This is a genomic window from Actinomyces lilanjuaniae (assembly GCF_003606385.1).
Classification (GTDB): Bacteria; Actinomycetota; Actinomycetes; order Actinomycetales; family Actinomycetaceae; genus Actinomyces; species Actinomyces lilanjuaniae.
In genome coordinates, this window is the sequence record NZ_CP032514.1 from 2,696,624 (window position 1) to 2,715,384 (window position 18,761).

The 18,761-nt window shown below is 71.3% G+C and carries 14 protein-coding genes and 1 pseudogene; 11 read left to right on the forward strand and 4 right to left on the reverse strand.

Annotation, left to right across the window (positions count from 1 at the left end; translation table 11 throughout):
* Window positions 1-33 precede the first annotated feature (33 nt).
* From D5R93_RS14320 to D5R93_RS11530, 5 genes and pseudogenes are all read left to right on the forward strand, one after another.
* A pseudogene (locus D5R93_RS14320) lies at window positions 34-1,326 on the forward strand (PTS ascorbate transporter subunit IIC); the annotation flags it as partial.
* Window positions 1,327-1,626: 300 nt separating this feature from the next.
* Window positions 1,627-2,241 carry a 2-C-methyl-D-erythritol 2,4-cyclodiphosphate synthase gene (gene ispF, locus D5R93_RS14325; protein WP_119837118.1) on the forward strand — a complete coding sequence of 205 codons (615 nt, stop codon included), beginning with the start codon at window positions 1,627-1,629 and terminating at the stop codon, window positions 2,239-2,241.
* Window positions 2,242-2,311: 70 nt separating this feature from the next.
* A complete protein-coding gene (gene cysS, locus D5R93_RS11520; protein ID WP_120205361.1) occupies window positions 2,312-3,889 on the forward strand; it encodes a cysteine--tRNA ligase in 1,578 nt (525 codons plus the stop codon).
* A 38-nt stretch (window positions 3,890-3,927) separates the two neighbouring features.
* Window positions 3,928-4,935 carry a 23S rRNA (guanosine(2251)-2'-O)-methyltransferase RlmB gene (gene rlmB / locus D5R93_RS11525; RefSeq protein ID WP_120205363.1) on the forward strand — a complete coding sequence of 336 codons (1,008 nt, stop codon included), beginning with the start codon at window positions 3,928-3,930 and terminating at the stop codon, window positions 4,933-4,935.
* A gap of 80 nt (window positions 4,936-5,015) precedes the next feature.
* Window positions 5,016-6,257 (forward strand): hypothetical protein, encoded by a 1,242-nt coding sequence (locus tag D5R93_RS11530; protein WP_120205366.1) that lies wholly within the window; start codon window positions 5,016-5,018, stop codon window positions 6,255-6,257.
* 51 nt (window positions 6,258-6,308) lie between these two features.
* Here D5R93_RS11530 and D5R93_RS11535 read toward each other — a convergent pair whose 3' ends face one another.
* A complete protein-coding gene (locus D5R93_RS11535; protein ID WP_119837114.1) occupies window positions 6,309-7,676 on the reverse strand; it encodes a DUF4032 domain-containing protein in 1,368 nt (455 codons plus the stop codon).
* 232 nt (window positions 7,677-7,908) lie between these two features.
* The gene (locus tag D5R93_RS11540) at window positions 7,909-9,036 is read right to left on the reverse strand and encodes an ABC transporter ATP-binding protein (RefSeq protein ID WP_119837113.1); all 1,128 of its coding nucleotides are present in this window, start codon (window positions 9,034-9,036) and stop codon (window positions 7,909-7,911) included.
* A gap of 235 nt (window positions 9,037-9,271) precedes the next feature.
* Here D5R93_RS11540 and D5R93_RS11545 point away from each other — a divergent pair, with 235 nt between their 5' ends.
* The 3 genes from D5R93_RS11545 to D5R93_RS11555 all read left to right on the forward strand — a co-directional run bounded on the left by D5R93_RS11545 (window position 9,272) and on the right by D5R93_RS11555 (window position 12,760).
* The gene (locus D5R93_RS11545; RefSeq protein ID WP_120205368.1) at window positions 9,272-10,384 is read left to right on the forward strand and encodes a serine/threonine-protein kinase; all 1,113 of its coding nucleotides are present in this window, start codon (window positions 9,272-9,274) and stop codon (window positions 10,382-10,384) included.
* A 222-nt stretch (window positions 10,385-10,606) separates the two neighbouring features.
* Window positions 10,607-11,488: a hypothetical protein gene (locus tag D5R93_RS13395; protein WP_162933952.1), complete on the forward strand. Its 882-nt coding sequence runs from the start codon at window positions 10,607-10,609 to the stop codon at window positions 11,486-11,488.
* Between the two features lie 357 nt (window positions 11,489-11,845).
* Entirely contained in the window at window positions 11,846-12,760 is a 915-nt protein-coding gene (locus D5R93_RS11555; protein WP_243106766.1) for a DsbA family protein, read from the forward strand.
* Here D5R93_RS11555 and D5R93_RS11560 read toward each other — a convergent pair.
* Both D5R93_RS11560 and D5R93_RS14600 read right to left on the reverse strand, forming a co-directional pair.
* Complete coding sequence (locus tag D5R93_RS11560) at window positions 12,757-13,416, reverse strand: HAD family hydrolase (RefSeq protein WP_279221435.1); 660 nt, start codon at window positions 13,414-13,416, stop codon at window positions 12,757-12,759. The genes D5R93_RS11555 and D5R93_RS11560 overlap by 4 nt on opposite strands.
* 46 nt (window positions 13,417-13,462) lie before the next feature.
* Complete coding sequence (locus D5R93_RS14600) at window positions 13,463-13,588, reverse strand: hypothetical protein (protein ID WP_259390824.1); 126 nt, start codon at window positions 13,586-13,588, stop codon at window positions 13,463-13,465.
* Between D5R93_RS14600 and D5R93_RS11565 the strand changes: the two genes are divergently transcribed.
* The 3 genes from D5R93_RS11565 to D5R93_RS11575 all read left to right on the forward strand — a co-directional run bounded on the left by D5R93_RS11565 (window position 13,587) and on the right by D5R93_RS11575 (window position 18,645).
* Window positions 13,587-13,892: a PspC domain-containing protein gene (locus tag D5R93_RS11565; protein ID WP_119837110.1), complete on the forward strand. Its 306-nt coding sequence runs from the start codon at window positions 13,587-13,589 to the stop codon at window positions 13,890-13,892. The genes D5R93_RS14600 and D5R93_RS11565 overlap by 2 nt on opposite strands.
* Before the next feature lie 146 nt (window positions 13,893-14,038).
* Window positions 14,039-16,156, forward strand: a complete 2,118-nt coding sequence (locus D5R93_RS11570; protein WP_162933953.1) for an alpha/beta hydrolase — start codon at window positions 14,039-14,041, stop codon at window positions 16,154-16,156.
* Between the two features lie 230 nt (window positions 16,157-16,386).
* Window positions 16,387-18,645 carry an NAD(+) synthase gene (locus tag D5R93_RS11575; protein WP_120205375.1) on the forward strand — a complete coding sequence of 753 codons (2,259 nt, stop codon included), beginning with the start codon at window positions 16,387-16,389 and terminating at the stop codon, window positions 18,643-18,645.
* Window positions 18,646-18,761 lie beyond the last annotated feature (116 nt).

An 18,761-nucleotide genomic window follows, 5' to 3' on the forward strand; every position in this document is an offset into this window, starting at 1 on the left:
CCACCGAGCCACTGACACGACCGGGAGGCTACCGTGTCACTCCTTGCCACTATCGCCCAGTTCGTCGTCAACGAGATCCTCAGCGTCCCAGCCTTCCTCATCGGCTTCATCACCGCCGTCGGCCTGATCGCCCTGCGCCGAGGCGTCGGCACGGTGCTGGGAGGCGCCACCAAGGCCGTGCTCGGCTTCCTGCTGGTCAGCGCCGGGGCGGGCCTGGTCACCGCCTCGCTGGAGCCCCTGGGGACCATGATCCAGGGCAGCCTGGGGACCCGGGGCGTCGTCCCCACCAACGAGGCGATCGCGGGCATTGCCCAGGAGCAGTACGGCACCCAGGTCTCCTGGCTGATGATCCTCGGCTTCGTGGTAGCCCTGCTCCTGGCTCGCCTGACCCCGCTGCACTACGTCTTCCTCACCGGCCACCACATCCTGTTCATGGCCACCCTCATCACCATCGTCATGGCCTCTGCGGGCATGTCGGGGCCGGTCGTCGTTGCCCTGGGAGCCCTGCTCCTGGGAGTCCTCATGGTGTCCCTGCCCGCCCTGGCGCACCCGTGGACCAGGCGGGTCACCGGGGACGACTCCATCGCCATCGGCCACTTCGGCACCCTGGGCTACATCGCGGCAGGAGCCGTGGGGCGGCTGGCCGACCCCCGGGGGCGCTCCCGCTCCACCGAGGACCTCAAGGTGCCGGAGTCCCTGCGCTTCCTGCGGGACTCCATGGTGTCCACCGCCCTGTCCATGGTGGTCATGTACCTGGTCCTGGCCGTGACCTACCTGGTACGGCGTGGTAGCGACACCGCCTTCACTGCCTTCGCGGACGGGGCCACAGACGTCGGCAACTACCTCATGCAGGCGGTGACCCAGGGCCTCCAGTTCGGTGTCGCCGTCGCCGTCATCCTGTTCGGGGTCCGCACGATCCTGGGCGAGCTCGTCCCCGCCTTCCAGGGGATCGCGCAGGCCGTGGTCCCCGGGGCCATCCCGGCGCTGGACGCCCCGATCGTGTTCCCCTACGCCCAAAACGCCGTCCTCATCGGGTTCATCTCCTCCTTCGCCGGGGGGCTGGTCGGACTGCTGGTCCTGGGGACCTGGCTGGGACCCGCCCTCGGCCTGGCACTCATCCTGCCCGGGCTCGTCCCCCACTTCTTCACCGGGGGCGCGGCGGGCGTCTACGGCAACGCCACCGGCGGACGCCGGGGAGCGATAGCAGGCGGGTTCGTCAACGGCCTGCTGGTGACCTTCCTCCCCGCGCTGCTGCTGCGGGTCCTGGGAACGCTGGAGACGGCTACCACCACCTTCGGTGACACCGACTTCGGCTGGTTCGGCCTGCTCATCGGGTACGGCGCCCGGGCTGGCGCCACAGCGGGAAGCCTGGTGCTCGCCCTGGTGGCCGCAGGCCTCCTGACGGCAGCCGTCGTGGTGCAGCGTCGGGTGGTGGAGCCCGGCTGGGACCCTGCCCCGGCCCGCCCCCGGCCAGACGGGCAGGCCGGGGACTCCCCGGGCACGACCAGCGCCGCCCCCGTGTCGGCCCAACGCTACCCGCGCGTAAGACCCCGGCTGGCGCCCCGGTCCCTCCCCCACCGCGTCCGCCTCAGGACAGCACCGGAGCCGCTCAGGCACACTAGCCCCATGCCCGGTACCTCACTTCCTGAGCCACTGCCCGACGCCGCGCAGCCCGCGGCCCCGCCCCTGCGTCGCACGCCCCGGCACGCGACCGGCCCCGCCACTATCGACCTCGACCAGGTCGTCCACTACCTGCCCCGGACCGGGATCGGCACCGACGTGCACGCCTTCGCCGCCCCCGGCTCGGCCACCCCGCTGCACCTGGCCTGCCTGGAGTGGCCCGGGCAGACCGGGCTGGAGGGCCACTCCGACGGCGACGTCGTCGCGCACGCCTGCTGCGACGCCCTCCTGTCCGCTACCGGGCTGGGGGACCTGGGCAGTGTCTTCGGCACCAACGAGCCGAGGTGGCAGGGGGCCTCGGGGGCAGTCCTCCTGGCCGAGACCGCCCAGCGGGTGCGCCAGGCCGGCTTCGAGATCGGCAACGTCGCCGTCCAGCTGGTCGGGCAGCGCCCCCGGGTGACCGACCGCGCCGCTGAGGCGGCAGCAGCACTGTCAACAGCTGCCTCGGCACGCGTCACCTTCAGCGCCACCACGACCGACCACCTGGGATTCCTGGGACGAGAGGAGGGGCTGGCAGCGGTGGCTACCGCGCTGGTCTACCCGGCCCGCCCCGTCTCCTGACTCCGACCTAGCGGGCACCTCCTGCCCACCGGCTCTTCCAGCCCGGTCATCGCCCCGGTAGGGTGGGGCCGTGACTGCCGCGACTGCCGTACCTGCCGGCTCCCCCGCCCCTCAGCCGACCCTGCGCCTGTACGACTCCGCAGCGCGGACGGTCGTTCCCCTGGCCCCCACCGTGACCCCGGGGGTGGTAGCGATATACCTGTGTGGTGCCACGGTCCAGGGCAGCCCGCACATCGGGCACATGCGCTCAGCCATTGCCTTCGATGTGCTGCGCCGTTGGCTGGAGCGCCAGGGCCAGACGGTCGTCCTCATCCGCAACGTCACCGACATCGACGACAAGATCCTCGCCCGCTCCGCCGCAGCCGTCCCCCCCGTCGCCTGGTGGGCGTGGGCACAGCGCCACGAGCGCGAGTTCGACGCCGCCTACCGGGCCCTCGGCGTCGCCCCTCCGACCTACGAGCCCCGCGCCACCGGCCACCTCCCGGAGATGATCAGCCTGGTCACCCGCCTGCTGGAGCGCGGTCATGCCTATACGGGGGAGGCTGGCAACGTCTACTTCTCCGTCGCCTCTCTGCCCGGGTACGGCTCACTGACCAACCAGCGCCCCGAGGACCTGACCTCCACGGAGGACCCGCAGCAGGAGGACCAGGAGGACACCGAGGCAGACAAACGTGACCCACGGGACTTCGCCCTGTGGAAGGCGGCCAGGCCCGGCGAGCCGCAGGACGCTGCCTGGGACGCCCCGTGGGGACGCGGGCGTCCCGGGTGGCACCTGGAGTGCTCGGCCATGTCGCACCGCTACCTGGGCGAGGAGTTCGACATCCACGGGGGCGGGATCGACCTGCGCTTCCCGCACCACGAGAACGAGCAGGCCCAGTCCCACGGCGCCGGATGGGGCTTCGCCCGCCACTGGGTCCACAACGCCTGGGTCACGATCAAGGGCGCCAAGATGAGCAAGTCGCTGGGCAACTCCCTGACCGTGGCCGAGCTCCTCAGGTCGCACGACCCGGTCGTCCTGCGTCTGGCCATGGGGACCGTCCACCACCGCTCCACCGTGGAGTTCTCCGAGGAGACCCTGAGCGAGGCCGCCTCCCTGTGGGAGCGCCTGACCGGTGCCCTGACCCGGGCTCAGGAGGTCTGCGGGGACCTGGAGAGCACCGACCAGGCCGGGCTGAGGCGGCTGGCGCTGCCTGAGGCCTTCGCTGCCGCCATGGACGACGACCTCAACCTGGCGGGCGCCATGGCCCAGGTGCACGCCTGCCTCAAGAGGCTCAACACGGCCCTGACCCAGATGGGCCACGGCAGGGCGGGCGACGCCGCCAGCACGGGGGCAGCCGACGACGTGCCCACCGGGGTCACGACCGTGCGCCAGATCGCCCTGGAGCTGCGCGCTATGCTTGACGTTCTGGGGCTGGACCCCTTCAGCGATCCGTGGCGCTCCTGCCTGGCAGGGGCCACAGGTGCGACAAGCGGGTCCGACGCGGCCGCGCACGCCCTGGACCACCTGGTGACCGACCTCCTTGACCAGCGTGCCCAGGCCCGGGCCGCCAAGGACTGGGCCCGGGCGGACGCCCTGCGTGACGCCCTGTCGCAGGCAGGGGTCGTGGTCGAGGACTCACCCGCCGGCGCCCGCTGGCACCTGTCCTGACCAGGACCAGGAACGACGAGCTAAGGAGGTAGCCAGCGATGCCCGGAAACGATCGTCGGCACGGCGCCCTGCGCCGACGCGGCAGGAAGGGACCTACCAAGGGCTCCGGCGGAAACCGCCGCCGCGGCCTGGAGGGCAGGGGACCCACGCCAAAGGCGGAGGACCGTGTTGGCCACCCCAAGGCGCGGGCCAGGCAGCGTGCCCAGGCCCAGCAGGAGCGTCCTAGCCGCGCCGAGCAGTACCATCGCACCCGGGAACGCCTCCGGGTCTCCCGCAGCAGTGAGATCGTCTTCGGTCGCAATGCCGTGGCAGAGGCCGCCTACGCCTCCGTGCCCTTCTCCCAGGTCTTCATGGCCGCCCCGGCCGAGGACGACGAGCGCCTCCAGGCGGTGGTACGGCGTGCCGCCCTGGCCGCTGTCCCCGTCGTGGAGGCCAGCAAAGCGGACCTGGAGGCCCTGACAGGAGGTGCCGCCCACCAGGGCGTGGCCGTGGAGGTGCCCCCCTACCAATACGTGGGCGCGGCAGACCTGCTGGAGGATGCCCGCAGCCGGGGCCGCACCCCTCTGCTCGTGGCCCTGGACCAGGTCACCGACCCCCACAACCTGGGAGCCGTCCTGCGCAGTGCCGGCGCCTTCAGCGCCGACGGGGTCATCGTCCCGGCCCGCCGCAGTGTCGGCGTTACCGCAGCCGCGTGGAAGGTCTCTGCTGGCGCGGCAGCACGGGTGCGCGTCGCTCGTGAGACCAACATGGTGCGCTGCCTGGAGCGCCTCCAGAGGCAGGGGTGCTTTGTGGTAGGGCTCGATCCCCGCGCGACGACGCGCGTAGAGGACATGGGCCTGGCCGACTCCCCCCTGGTCGTCGTGACCGGCTCGGAGGGCAGAGGCCTGTCCCGCCTGGTGCGTGAGACCTGTGACCTTCTGGTCTCAGTGCCTATCACCGGCTCCGTGGACTCCCTCAACGCCGCAGTCGCCACCGGCATCAGCCTCTACGAGGTCGACCGCCTCCGCCGCCAGGCACAAGGCGCAGCCGACACTGGCACCCGCTAGGACTCACCGGCGCTCCCCCTCGCAGACACCCGGGCCCCGTTTGCTGACACAATGGGCCCAGCCCACCACAGGAGGTCCCCATGGCCCAAGCCGTGTCTCAGCGCTGGAACCGTACCGACGGGGTGATCGTCGCCCCGGGCACGGCCCCGGAGGCTGTTGCTGCCGCCTTTGCCGCCCGCAGCGTCGTCGCCCGTCTTGAGTGGTTCCCCACCACCGCCCACCTGCTCAGCCTCACCCTGATGACCGACATGGACGGACGTGTTGCTGTCACCCCTGCCTCCCGCGGGGGCGTCGTCCCCGGCCCGGGGGTCGGCGAGCTGGTGGAGTCACTGGCACGCGAGCTCACGGCTGACGTCGCCGTCGGCCCGGCCTCCTTCAACGCCCTGCCGGGCGACCTCACACTGCCCCCGTCCACCACCCACGGGGCCGCCAGCGCACGCACTGTCGTGGTCTCCCCCATGAGCGCCTACATGGTTCCCCTGCAGGCCACGCTCCTGGAACGGCCTCTGGCGGTCGCCTCCGCCCCCGACCTGGACCGCCGTATCGTCATGTACTCCGGGGAGGGCAACGACCTGGGGGCCTTCGGGTGGGACGAGGAGTCCCTCCCGGCCCTCGTCCTGACCTCTGACTCGGAGGACATGTCGGTACGTGCCGTGACCACCGGGGACCCGGATGAGGACGCTGTCTTCTCCTGGGGCATGAGCTCGCTGCACGTGTGGGGTGCCGTCGAGGAGCCGGGCCCCGCCCTGCGCGCCCTGGCCGACGAGGTGCTCGCCGACCGCAAGGACGCCTCCGACATCGCTGCCGCCGTGCCGGGTGCGGACCTGGAGGCCGCGGCGACCGCTGTGCTTCGGCCAGGTGCCGAGGGCTTCCAGGCGATGATCGAGGCGCTGGGCCTGCCCGACTGGGTGCTCAAGGTGCTGACGGGCAGCCTGGCCCCGGTCGAGGTTCCTGGCATCGTCGTCCACGAGCCCCGGGGCCTGTCCAACGCCGTGGGCCGCAGCGTCGGTCTGTTCCTGGAGGACCCCTCCTCCCCCGGCTCCGCCTTCTGGCACTCCTATGTCCGTACGGTCACCGACATGCCCTGGGCCGTCAGGGCGGTCACCCTCCTGGAGGCAGGCCTCGGCGGGGCGCTCATGGGCGCCGCAGCACGGAGGCACCGCAGCGGAGGTGGCCTGCCGGGAGGACTCATGTCCGTGGGCACGTTCCTCATCGTCGACGCCGTCACCGAGGTCTCGCTAGCCTCGTGGACCCGCCATCGCGAGCTTCGCCGCCGGGCAGACCGGGAGACCGCCCTGGTCGCCGAGGAGCTCGGGGCCTGAGCCTTCCCTCCTTGGGACTTCCCTCCGTGGGACCCAGCCCCAGGAGGGGCCTCACTCCCCCTTGAACCTCATTCCTGCGGTAAAGCCGAAGGGATTGGCCTCGTAGTCAGCGAGCGTCTGCTCGTCAAGGGCAGCAAACTCTGCGTCCTGCGGCTCAGCCTCCTCCTCCGGGATGGACACCGCCTCGATCTCCTGGGTGTCCGGTGTGGCAAGAAAGGCCCGCTCGTCACGGTGCTGGGGCAGGACTGTCGCCACGTAGTCGGCGGTGGCGTCCTCCATGGACACGTCGCCCTGACGCTGCTCCGACATGTACCAGCGGTGCTCCAGGATCTCGTGGAAGATCTCCGCAGGCTCCAGCTTGCGACGCAGCTCCAGCGGGACGGCCATGATGGTCGGTTCAAAGACGTCGGCGAGCCAGGCGTGGGCGACCAGCTCGATGGGGTCGTCCTTGCGGCCGCGGATCGCCCGGTAGGCCTCCAGGTCGTTGAGCATGCGCTGACCCTGACGCTCCTGGACGTCCAGGCCGGTCAGGCGCATGACCTGCCGGTGGTAGTGGCCCGCGTCGACAACCTTAGGCTGGATGGACATGTAGGTGCCGCCCGCGTCCGTGGTCATGGTGAGCTCGGCGACGTCGTAGCCCATCTCGTTGAGCCTCTCGATGCGGTTGCGCACCCGCCATCGCTCCCGTGAGGAGAAGGACTCCTCAGCCGTGAGGAGGTCCCACAGCTCGCTGTAGCGGGCCACGATCCGGTCCCCTACCGCGATGGTGTCCACGCTGGGCTCCAGCAGCGCGCCCGCCTGGAGGTCCATAAGCTCACCGATGATGTTGGTCCGGGCGATGTCGATGTCGTAGAGGCGCTTGCCCTCCGTGATCCCGTCGGGGTGGAGCTCTCCGGTCTCCGCGTCCACCAGGTAGGCCGCGAAGGCTCCGGCGTCACGCCGGAACAGGGTGTTGGACAGCGACACGTCGCCCCAGTAGAAGCCAAGGAGGTGCAGCCGCACCAGCAGGACCGTGAGGGCATCGATGAGACGGGTAGCGGTCTCAGGGCGCATGTACTGGCTGAACAGGCCACGGTAGGGCAGGGAGTAGGACAGGTGCTCGGTGATGAGCGCGGAGTTCAGTCGGCTGCCGCGGAGGTCCGTGCGTCCTGAGATCACTGCCGTGGGCTGGACACAGGGCGCGCCCAGGCGTACCAGGTCCCGCAGCAGCGTGTACTCCCGGTGGGCGACCGACTCGCCGATCTCCTTGACGGCGATCACCCGCTCAGAGAGGTTGACGAAGCGCACAACGTGCCGCGACAAGCCACGGGGCAGCGCCGCGAGGACCTCTGTCGGCCACCGATCTAGCGGCGTCTCCCACGGGAGGTCCAGCAGCGCAGGATCAATGGTCACCGCGGCAATCTTCATGGACTGGGGCATGGCTCATCCTCTCAGGTCAGCAGATCGACGGTGCGTGCCCCGGGCCTCGCCCCGTAGGGACAGGACGGGCAGCGACGGTCGGGAGGACGGTCGGGAGGAGCGGGGAAGACGGTACCGGAGCGCGGCACCAGGTACCGGCACGGCGAGTCCCGCCCCTGTCTGCTACCGGGGCGGGACTCGCCGTAAGGAGGCTACGAGCAGGCGCAGCCGGACGCGGCACCAGAATGCGACATCAGGAGGGAAGTCGCTTGCCGGTGGCGGAAGAGAAGATGTGCTCCTTACCCGGACGGATGCGCACGTAGACAGTCTCCCCGGGCTCGGGGGCCGTCCTGGGAGGCACCCGCACGATGATCTGGCTGGAGTCCTCACCGGAGCCGAGCTTGGCCTCAGAGTCCTCAGCCCCGACGAGCTCACCGTAGATGTAGGCGTCCGAGCCGAGCTCCTCCACAAAGGACAGCCGTACCGGGATGGAGTGCTCGTCAGAGGAGGAGACGACGTCCAGCGACTCCGGGCGGAAGCCGATGGTCACCTTACCGCCGTCCTCAGGGCTGAGGGCGTCCAGGGTCGCCCGGGAGAGGCGGATCCTGGCCTCCCCGATAGTGGCGGTGTCACCCTCGACAGTGAACTGGCCCAGGTTCATCGCCGGGGAGCCGATAAAGCCCGCGACGAACTCGTTGGCGGGGTTGTCGTACATCTCACGGGGGGTGCCCACCTGCTGGAGCACGCCGTCCTTGAGGACGGCGATGCGGTCCCCCATTGTGAGGGCCTCGGTCTGGTCGTGGGTGACGTAGACCGTGGTGACACCCAGCGAGCGCTGGAGGGAGGCGATCTGGGTGCGAGTCTGCACGCGCAGCTTGGCGTCCAGGTTGGACAGGGGCTCATCCATGAGGAAGACCTTCGGCTTGCGCACGATAGCCCGCCCCATGGCCACGCGCTGGCGCTGGCCGCCGGACAGGGCCTTGGGCTTGCGGTCCAGGTAGTCGGTCAGGCCCAGGATCTTGGCCGCCTCCCGCACGCGGCTGTCGATCTCCTCCTTGGGAGTGCCTGCGATCTTCAGGGCGAACCCCATGTTGTCGTGGACCGACATGTGCGGGTACAGGGCGTAGTTCTGGAAGACCATGGCGATATCACGGTCCTTGGGCTGGACGTCGGTGACGTCGCGGTCGCCGATGAGGATACGGCCGGAGTTGACGTCCTCCAGGCCCGCGAGCATCCGCAGCGAGGTAGACTTTCCACAGCCTGAGGGGCCGACCAGGACGAGGAACTCCCCGTCAGCGATCTCGAGGTTGAGAGCGTCGACACTGGGGCGGTCGTTACCCGGGTAGACGCGTGTCGCGTTCTCAAAAGTCACAGTTGCCATGTGCGCTTTCCCTTCACTGGCAGGTACGTGCCAGACGATCCGTGGTGAAAGGTGCCGATGCGTGTCCGCATTGACACGGTCCGCTGGGAGGACGGTCTCCCTGCGGCAGGGACATGCTTTCACACTCCCAGCCCGTTGACCAGCCCTGGTTCCACGAGTCTCGCAGCCGATCTCACGAGTCCCGCACCGGGCCTGACTGCTCCCACCCCCGTAACGCTGCCGGTACTGTGGAGACATGACCTACGATCCCGGGGTGCCGACCAGCGGGGCACCGCCCCTGCGCGGCCTGCACGCAGGCAGCGACGTCGGCGGCTACCGGCTCCTGCGCCGCCTGGGCGCCGGCGGCATGGGCGTGGTGTGGGAGGCAGCCGACGCCGACGGTCGGCGTGTCGCCATGAAGATCCTCCACCCCCAGATCGCCGCCGACCCGGTGGCCCGGCGCCGCCTGGAGCGTGAGGCCCGGGTCCTGGCACGTGTCAGGGGGGAGCGCGTGGCCCGCGTCCTCGACGTCGAGACCGGTGGCGGCCCCGGGGAGGGCCTGGACGTCACCTTCGTCATCACCGAGCTCGTCGACGGTCCCACCCTCCAGCACGAGGTAGACCACGAGGGGGCCTACGACCTGGGCCGGGACGCCCACGACCTGGCGGACCTCGCCCACGGGCTCGTGGAGGCGCTGAGGGCCGTCCACGCAGCCGGGGTCATCCACCGCGACCTCAAGCCCTCCAACGTCATGCTCGGCGCCCAGGGGCCTGTCCTCATCGACTTCGGCATCGCCCAGGTCGCTGACGACAGCCGCCTCACGCAGACGGGTCAGGTCACCGGCACCCCGGGCTTCATCCCTCCGGAGATGCTCGACGGCGGGGCGCCCTCCCCGCAGGTGGACTGGTACGCCTGCGCGGGGGTGCTCCTGTTCGCGGTCACGGGCCAGCCCCCCTTCGGCTCCGGTCCCTGGCAGGCGGTCTTTCGCCGGGTCTACGCCGGGACGCCGGAGCTGGGAGGGCTGGAGGAGGTCTGCCCCGCCCTGGCGCAGGCCTTCACCGCCGCCCTGGCCCCCGAGGCCGACCAGCGCCTGAGCCCTGACGACCTCCTGGCCGTCCTTGACGAGGTCGCCGAGGGAGGCGGCGGCGAGGAGGCCCTCGCCGCCGCCCTGACAGGAACGGGACTCGCCGCTGTAGCGGGGGCGGCAGGGGCTGCCAGCGGCGTGGGCAGTGCTCCGAGGGGCACTGAGGTCACCGCCAGCACCCCTATCGAGGCCGCTGCCGGGGATACCTCCGCATACGGCTCCACCTACGGCCCCGGCGCGGTCGATCCTGGTGCCCCGGCGACCGTCGTGGCAGCCGCCCCGTGACCGGTTCCACGGACCGGGCCCCAGGAGCAGGAGACCGTGCAGGTCTTGCAGGTCTTGCAGGTGCTGTCGCTGACGGCACCACCGTACCTGCCCCCGCCCCGCTGGACGCAGCGGAACCCTCCGCGCCTCCTGCTGTGTCACCAGACACCAGGGCGCCTACCGCCCCACCGCCCTACGCCCCCAGGCCCCCAGGCCTACGACGGCTACCCGGCACCGGGAGCTGTGGGTGAGGCCAGCCTCCCCCTCCCGGCGGCGCCTCCTGCCACGGTCCCGCCTCCGGCGCCACCAGCACCGGGGGAGCCGTGGCCAGGCTCCAGCCACCCCCGTCCCCCGGCCGCCCCGACGACGCCTGCCGCCCTGTCAACGGGATCCGCCTACCCCTACCAGCCGACATCTGTCCAGCCCCCGGTGCTGTCAGGGCCGCCTCCCACCGCCGCGCAACCGCCGCAGGCCCTCTACCCCCAGGCCTCCTACGACACGCCTGCTCCTGCACCTCTACCTGCCTGGGCGCAGGAGCCCAGACGGCACCCGGGTAGCGTGGCCGCCATCCTGGTCCTGCTGACCGTAGCGGGGCGCTTCTCAGCAGGGTGGACGGTCCTCGCTGTCACGCTGCTGACCCTCGCGGCGGGGACGGTGGGACGCGCCCAGGACAGCCTGCGCTGGACCAGGCTGGCTAACCGGGCGGTCACCCCGGGCGACCGCTCACGCATGTGGCTGGCCACGCCGTGGTATCTGCTGCGTTCCCTGGTGGCCACGGCCTTCGCTGCGGTATCGGTCCTCATGGTGACCGCACCGCTGCCCTACGTCGCGTTGCGTGCACCTGAGCTCTGGGAGGGTCCGCTGTCCTTCCTCGACCCGGGCGGCAGGCTCCCGTTCATGCTGGCCCTGTGGGTCGCCGTGTACGCCCTGGTACTGTGGCTCATTCCCTGGGGCGCCCCGGCCCGTCGTGGAGGGGCCCACCTGATCGAGGCCGTGGCCCCCACGACGCGGGCCAGGTGGGTCCTGGTAGCGGTGGTGCTGGTGCTGAGCCTGCTGCTCTACACCCTCCAGGAGTCCGGCCACGTGACCCAGGAGCTCCTGGAGCCGCTGCTCACCGTCTACTGAGGTGTGCTGCGGCCGCTGAACGAGCCACCTGGGAGCAGGGTTGCGGGGCAGGGAAGAGACAGTCCGGAAAGACGGTCGGGAAAGACAGCTCGGCCGGGGCACGACTCCGGGCACCAGGCCGGGTCGGCCCAGATCACAGCACTGTCCCCCTACCGCGAACGACGGCGCTGCCGCCCAGCGCCTAGGTGACAATACCTGCACCGTCGGGACAGGCGCGCACGCCCTGCCCCATACTGGGACGCAGTCCTGTACCAGCCTTCCTGCCCGACCGTCCGGGTGCAGTCCTCCGGTCGGCCCGGCGCCCTCACTTCCCAGCCCGTTATCCACATCCGCACCGCACGTACAGAGGAGCTCCAGGTGGCCTCGAACCAGCCCCGTCCGACCAAGGCCCAGCGCCGAGAGGAGGCTCGCGCCAGGGCCAAGGCCCTGAGAGAGCAGGAGGCCCGCAGGCAGAGGCGCGCCACGATCGCCCGGCGCTCCCTCCTCGGTGCCGCCGTCGTGGGGGTGGCGGGAGTCTCGAGCTACATGGTCTACAACCACCTCCAGAACAGTGGTGGCACCGGCGCCGCACAGTTCCCGACCGCAGGAGCCATCGCCACCACCCGGGCCGACCGCAGCGGGGTGCCCGAGCCGGTGCTGTCCAACGGCTCGTGGACCTACGGCCCCAGCAGCGGGCTGGACACCATCAGCAGCCAGGCACCGGTCCTCGACGTCTACTTTGACTACTCCTGCCACTTCTGCGCCTCCTTCGAGACGACCCACGCCTCAGAGATCTCCACGCTGCTGTCGCAGGGCAAGATCACCCTGGTGCTGCACCCCTCCAAGATCCTCGGTCAGGAGTGGACCGACCAGGTGATGAACGCCATGGGCGTGGTCCTGAACGAGGCTCCGGACCAGTCCATGGCCTTCCATACCGCCGTGATGGAGCTCTTCAGCCGGATCTACGAGGCCCAGGACACCTCCATGATGACCACCGAGAACCTGGTGGCCGCAGCCACCTCGGCTCAGGTGCCCACCGAGGTCTCGTCCCGGTTCGAGAAGGCCGTCAACGACAACACCTACGAGGAGTGGACGAGTCTCGCCCAGGAGGCGGCCTCCGCGGTCGGGGTCACCGCCACGCCCACCGTCTACCTCGACGGCGAGCGACTCGACCTGAGCCAGATCAGCGGGGAGACCGCTATCACCGAGCTGGTGGAGGCCATCGAGGCCTCAGTGTCGCCTGCCGCCAGCGAGGGGGCCACGTCGGAGGCGTCCCCCGCCGCAGAGGGCTAGGGGCGCAGTAGGAGGTCGAGTGTGACGGAGGCCAGGTCGGGGACCGCGACCAGCCCGGGGTCAGCCGGAAAGTGCTTGCTGCTGCCGACCTGGACCACGCGGATGCCGTTGCCCCGCGCTGAGGCGGCGCCGGTGGGTGAGTCCTCGACGACGACGCACTCGTGCGGCGTCACGCCCAGGCGCTCCACGGCGGTGGCGTAGGGAAGGGGGTCCGGCTTGGCCCCCACACCGTCGTCACCGCAGACCAGGGTGGCGAAGACCGCGGCGCCAGAGACGCCGCCAAGCTCGGCGGCCACCCGCTCCACGATCACGCGCGGGGAGGCGGAGACGATCGCCTGGACGAGACCCGCCCGTGCTACGGCCGAGGTGATCTCCCGCGCGCCCGGCAGCAGGGGCGGTCGCGCGGCCACCCTGGCCTCGACGTCGCGGGCCATCGCCTCGTAGACCTCCAGGGCGGCGGGGTCCTGGGGACTGGCCGCGGCGCCGGTGGCGGCGATGATCCCCCGGGCGACGGGGATGGAGGTCCCCGCCAGTGCGGAGACCAGCTGCGGGGTCACCGTGCCGCCCCGGGCGGTGCAGTGCCTCGTGAAGGCCTCGTCCCAGAAGGGCTGGGAGTCGATGAGGGTGCCGTCCATGTCCCACAGGACGGCACGCACAGCGGGAGCCCGGTCAGGGGCTGCGGGCTCAGAAGGTGTGGCGGGCTCAGAAGGTGTGGACGAGGTCACCTTCCTCAGGGTACCGGTTGGGGCGGCTGTCCGGGCGGGCCAGGGAGGGCTCGGGGGACTCCCCGATACCGGACGAGCCGGGAGCAGTAGAGGATGGGACCATGACACAGCAACGCCCCTCGCAGCAGCCTCCGCCCCGTCCCGACTCCTCCGGCACCGGCGGCTGGTGGACCAGGTTGCGAACCACCCTGCCAGCCCGCTCCCGTACCCACCGCATTCTGGGTGGTGTCTGCGGCGGCCTGGCCCGGGCGTGGGGTACCCGCCCCCGGGTGGTGCGTGTGGGCGTCCTGCTCCTGGGCATCCTGCCGGGACCGATGTGGGCGGTCTACGTGCTGGCCTGGGTGGTGATGCCGCTGGAGGGGACGGTCACCCCGGGGCCAGACCACGGTGCACAGGCACGGTGGTAGCCCGCACCAGCCCCAGGGACTGTCCCGGACTCATCCCGAAGAAGGAGATCGGGTGGTCCCCGCGGCGGAGGGGACGGGCGGGGAACAGGTCGGAGTTCGTTCCCCGTGAGGATGGCAGACCGTCCCCGCACTCGTACGGTGGGACCGTGAAGATCACGACGAGGACACGGCGTAACGTGTCGGACGCAGTGCAGGCAGGCGAAGGAGCCGGAAGGCCGCCCGGCCCGGGAGCAGAGGCCTTCGGGCACAGCTCTGCCGGGAGACGCGGCAGGCGCGGGCACCGCCCCGGGGCAGGTGCCCTGTCCGTCCTGGCCTCGGTAGCGCTGGCTGCGGGCCTGGTGGCCTCCGGGGTCCCCGGTGCCGCCGCCGTCCAGGCGGCCGGGAGCTCAGGCTCGGTGGACTCCTCCGGCTCAGTGGACTCCTCCACGGACTCCTCAGCCTCCTCGACGGGTGGCTCAGACGGCAGCGGGGGCGCCGGTGACTCCGGCAGCACAGACAGCGCGAGCTCCGCTGACTCCGCTCCGAGCGAGGAGGTTCCCGAGGGCCTGGAGGACTTTTACGGCCGTCAGATCGCCTGGGGCCCCTGTGAGGACTCTCAGCAGGAGCAGCAGGCCGCCCAGGGCCACGACGATGCGGGGCAGGAGGCGCAGCAGGCCGCCCGCGAGTGCGCCACCGTCCACGTGCCCCTGGACTACGACGACCCCTCCGGGCAGACCATCGACCTGGCGCTCAAGCGGCTCCCCGCCTCCGGACAGTCCCAGGGCAGCCTGTTCACCAACCCCGGCGGGCCCGGCGACAGCGGGGTGGAGCTGATCGACGCTGCTGAGGGCTACTTCTCCGAGGACCTGCGCCAGGCCTACGACATCGTGGGCTTCGACCCCCGCGGCGTAGGGCAGTCCACGCCTCTGGAGTGCATGAGCCGGGAGGAGGCGCTGGAGGAGGTCTCCGACGAGTCCACGCTGGAGGAGGCGGGCGGGACAGACGCCCTGGAGGGTGAGGGCCAGGAGCCTTCCCCCGACGTCTCCCTGGTGGAGCAGGCGGTCCAGGAGGGGGCGAGTCTGGCGGCGGCCTGCCTGGAGCACTCTCCGGTCCCCGAGATCATCGACCACATGGACACCCAGTCCGTGGCCCGGGACATGGACATCCTGCGCGCGCAGTCTGGTGAGGAGGAGCTGGCCTACCTGGGCTTCTCCTACGGGACCTTCCTGGGTGCCATCTACGCCGACCTGTTCCCCGGCAACGTGGGGCGCGTGGTCCTGGACGGCGCCATGGACCCCTCCCTGAGCATGGCGGACATCCAGTACTCCGACGCCGTCTCCTTCCAGGCCTCCCTGACCAGCTTTGTCTCCTACTGGCAGCAGCGCGGCGACAGCCCGCTGACCGGCACGGCAGAGGAGGGCACCGCCCAGCTGACCGAGTTTGTCCAGGGGCTGAAGGACGATCCGGTGCCCGACCCTGAGGGAGGCCGGCCCCTGGACGACGCCATCCTCGCCAACCTCCTCGGGCAGCTCATGTACGACGACGCCTACTGGGCCGAGCTGGCCACAGCCCTGGGACCGCTCCTCACCGACCGGGACGCGCAGCCCCTGGCAGAGTGGCTCACCAGCATGAATGAGTCCATCTCGCCCGAGGGGGACCCCGACGGGCAGGGTCCGCAGGACAGCGAGCCCTCGCCTGAGGAGCTGGAGGCAGCGGCTGCCGCACGAGCCAACGCCCCTGCCATCACCGCCATCAACTGCCTGGACAACCCCGTCCAGGGCGACCTGGAGCAGTGGGAGGCCCAGTTCGAGCAGCGGGCAGAGATCTCACCCCTCTTTGGTGCGAACGAGCGGGCGTGGAGCGACGCCTTCTGCTCCGGCTGGGGCCGCCAGGCCGTGCGGGAGCCGGCTGAGACCAGGGCCGAGGGCGCCGCACCCATCCTGGTGGTGGGCACCACGCAGGACCCGGCCACGCCCTACCAGTGGGCGCAGTCCCTGGCCGACCAGCTGGAGTCGGGCCACCTGCTGACCGCCGAGGGCAACAAGCACTGCGCCTACAGACAGGGCTCGACGGACTGCGTGGACGCGGCTGTCGACGCCTACCTCCTGAGGGGTGAGCTCCCGCAGGAGGGGACCACCTGCGCCCTGCCCGGCCCCGGAGAGGACACCGGGGACGCGGGGGACGCTGTGGGACCGGCCCTGCAGGAGGTCCTGGACGGAGGCCGTCAGACCCCGGACCAGGCCGCGGCTGCGGCAGCCCTGACCAGCAGGACAGGAAGGAGGTGAGCAGGCAGGAACCCACCCTGATGCTTCTCATCCATCCGTGAGCGTGGCGGCCACCTTTGTTGCTTCCGGTGGCCGCCACGCCGCGTACCGGGCAGAACAGCCCCTGCCTCACTCCCTGCACCTTCCCCTGCCGCCTCCCGACGTCGCTGCTCCCGGCAGGCCCCTGCGTCCCGCTCCGCCCACCCAGACCCGTCCCGAGCCTGTCACAGGTTCGTGGCAGGATCGGGACCATGCAGCAGCCCGATCCGCAGTCCCGCCCCGCCGAGCAGGCTCGTCCCCGCCGTATCGAGTTCCACTCCGCCTATGACCAGGGGTTCGCGCGCGTGGCAGCGGTCACCCTGCCCGTCGTGCCCGCGGACCCCGCAGCCAACGCCGCCGCCGTCATCGAGCAGGCTCGGCAGCTGTCCGGGCAGGGCGTGTGCCTGGCGGCCTTCCCCGAGCTCGGCCTCAGCGGCTACGCCATTGACGACCTCCTCCTCCAGGACGTCGTGGAGGAGGAGGTGCTCGCAGCCATTGAGGCGGTGCGTGCCGCCAGCCAGGACCTCCTGCCCGCCCTGGTGGTGGGCGCGCCCCTGCGCGCCCACGGCACGCTCTACAACTGCGCCGTAGTCATCCAGGGCGGCTGCGTGCGCGGGGTTGTCCCCAAGTCCTACCTGCCCACCTACCGCGAGCTCTACGAGAGGCGCCACTTCACCCCCGGAGACACCATCAGCGCCCGGACCTCCCACCTGCACCTGCCCGGCGTAAGCCCGGGGCCGCACCAGGAGCGGCCGGGAGCCGGGGCAGGGGGCCAGGCGGAGGAGCACGGCGAGGACCACACGGCCCGGCTTCCCGGCGTGCTCGTGCCCTTCGGCCCCGACCTCCTCTTCGACGTGCGTGACGTGGAAGGCCTGGTCTTCCACGTCGAGGTCTGCGAGGACACCTGGGTGCCGGTCCCGCCCTCGTCGCTGGCGGCGCTGGCGGGAGCCACCGTCCTGGTCAGTATCGCCAGCTCCCCGGTCACCGTGGGGCGCTCGCGGGAGCGCCGCGCGCTGGTGTGCTCCTCCTCCGCCCGTAACCTGGCCGCCTGCGTCTACGCAGCCGCCGGGCAGGGGGAGTCCTCCACAGACCTGGCCTGGGACGGCCAGACTCTCGTCTGTGAGGCCGGTGCGCTCCTGGGGGAGGGTGAGCGCTTCCCGGACGGCCCGCGCGCCACGGTCGCCGACGTCGATATCGAGGGGCTGCGCGCCCAGCGGCTGCGGCAGGGGACCTTCCGGGACAACGCCGTGACCTTCTCCCAGGCGGTGCCCGGCGGCGGGCAGGGCGTCCAGGCCGCACCCGTGGGGGACCCGTCACGCTTCACCACCGTGGTCATCGGCGAGGAGGACCTGGCCGCCCCGCGTACGGACATCGGCCTGAGGCGGGTCGTGGACCGCTTCCCCTTCGTCCCCTCCGACCCTGACCGCCTCGCCCAGGACTGCCAGGAGGCCTACTCCATCCAGGTCGCCGCCCTGGAACAGCGGCTGCGGGCGATCGGGTCCCCACGCCTGGTGGTTGGCGTCTCCGGGGGGCTGGACTCCACCCACACCCTCATCGTGGCCGCCCGGGCCATGGACCGGCTGAGGCGCCCCCGCTCCGACATCCTGGCCTTCACTATGCCCGGCTTCGGCACCACCCCGGGCACCCGCAGCAACGCCGAGGCCCTGGCGCTCGGTCTGGGGTGCCACTTCGAGGAGCTGGACATCCGGCCCACCGCCACCCGGATGCTGGCGGAGATCGGCCACCCCTACGCCAGCGGTGACAGGTCCCCCCGGGCCTACGACGTCACCTTCGAGAACGTCCAGGCAGGCCTGCGCACCGACTTCCTGTTCCGCATCGCCGGGGAGCGCGGCGGCATCGTTCTAGGCACGGGGGACCTCTCCGAGCTGGCCCTGGGGTGGTGCACCTTCGGGGTGGGCGACCACATGGCCCACTACGGGGTCAACGCGGGCGTGCCCAAGACCCTCATCCAGCATCTCGTCCGCTGGGTGGCCGCTGAGGGCCTCTTCGGCGAGGACGTCAGCCAGGTGCTGGCCTCCGTCCTGTCCACGGAGATCAGCCCCGAGCTGGTCCCGGCGACCCAGGCGGACCCGGTCCAGTCCACCCAGGCCCGGATCGGTCCCTACGCCCTCCAGGACTTCACCCTGTGGCACGTGCTGAGCCACGGCTCACGCCCCTCGCGGATCGCCTTCCTGGCGGAGAAGGCCTGGGCCCACGCCGAGGAGGGCAGGTGGCCCCCGGGACTACCGGAGGCGGAGAAGACCTCCTACCGCCTGCCTGAGATCCGCCAGTGGCTGGAGGTGTTCTACCGCCGCTTCTTCTCCAGCCAGTTCAAGCGCTCCACCCTGCCCAACGGCCCCAAGGTCGTGGCAGGCGGGTCACTGTCGCCCCGGGGGGACTGGCGCATGCCCTCGGACGTGGCCGCTACTGCGTGGCTGGCAGAGCTGGAGCGCAACGTCCCGCAGGAGTGACGCCCTGGCTCGCTCCCGGGGCTCCTGCGGCCCGCAGGAGGGCGGCAGGCGAGGGCCAGAAGCGGTGACCCGTCCCGCAGCGACCTGTGCCTGGACAGCACGCGCCCCTGCGGTGG